The organism is Alcanivorax sp. HI0044, assembly GCF_001634945.1.
Genome location: NZ_LWEZ01000043.1, coordinates 1 through 1030 on the forward strand (window position 1 = coordinate 1; position 1030 = coordinate 1030).

The window sequence follows — 1030 nt, forward strand, 5'->3', positions numbered from 1 at the left end:
ACCGGAGTCTCAATCCCAAGATTCAGGGCGCGAATACTGGCTAACATTTGCGCTCTGGCGTCTCTCTCAATTTTTACGCAAGGGTGTGGGCGGCTCTGCCCGAAACGGTCTAGGTCTGTTAACCCTTCTTTGGCGATAATCCCGCGACACTCGTTAACCCTGTCGAAACACTCAACCGCAGCGGTGAGCAGAACCACGCCGTCGGGATCGAAGATGTCGTAATCTTGTTGCAACTTACTGAACAGCTCCTGCCCTTTGTCGGTCAGGTGTGACGGTGTTTCGCTCGTCATGTTCGGCTCTCCAATATCATAGTTGATCGTGTACCGGGGAATCTGCGTGAGACTTTTGGCGCGCTCTGGGAAACGCTCGCAAAGGTTTTGCATATGCCCCGCCCCCTTAATAGGGTGGCCCTGTGCCCGAAACTATTGCCGATTGCCAGCGTCATGGCAGCCAGCCCCTGAACGGTTGGGCATCAGGGCCAATTCGGTCAGCGCTTGAACAGCTTGCTCAGAACGCCTTTCTTCTCTCCGCTCAGGTCAATGTCTGGGTATGCCTCTTTAATCAGCACATCCAGAATCAACGCGATTCGAGCAATGTTCTCTGGTGTGGCGTCCAGCTTGGGGCTCAGCCCTAGCTTGTCCATTGCGTCCAGTTGCTCGGGAGTAGGATTGAAATAAGCCATAATCACATCACCTGCACGACGGCTTCGGATTCATGGTGGAAACGGAAACGGCGCTCACATAGCACGCCAACCATATTGGTCTGCCAAAGGCTGGTCAGTTGCGCCGGGCTGGTCGGGCTCTCTGCCAGTTCAACGCTGGCATGGGTGGCAGGGGTCAGGAACAGGCCGCCATTCGCCACAGCGATACGGTCACAGGCGAAGNCCAGCAGGGCCGGGGCGCTGGAATCGTCCTCGATGCAAGGCACCACATGCACGCCGGGGATAAACTCACCACCGTTAACGCTCATGCCGTTGTCACTGGCCATAGCTAGACGGCGGCAGACCGCGCCGGTGCTGGCAATAACGTAA

The 1030-nt window shown here is 56.6% G+C and carries 2 protein-coding genes; both read right to left on the reverse strand.

What is annotated here, in order from left to right; genetic code table 11:
* A partial coding sequence (locus A3730_RS00490) for a hypothetical protein (RefSeq protein ID WP_063537227.1) occupies window positions 1-383 on the reverse strand: 383 nt, incomplete at its 3' end.
* A 104-nt stretch (window positions 384-487) separates the two neighbouring features.
* Window positions 488-682 (reverse strand): hypothetical protein, encoded by a 195-nt coding sequence (locus A3730_RS00495; protein WP_063520383.1) that lies wholly within the window; start codon window positions 680-682, stop codon window positions 488-490.
* Between the last annotated feature and the right edge of the window lie 348 nt (window positions 683-1030).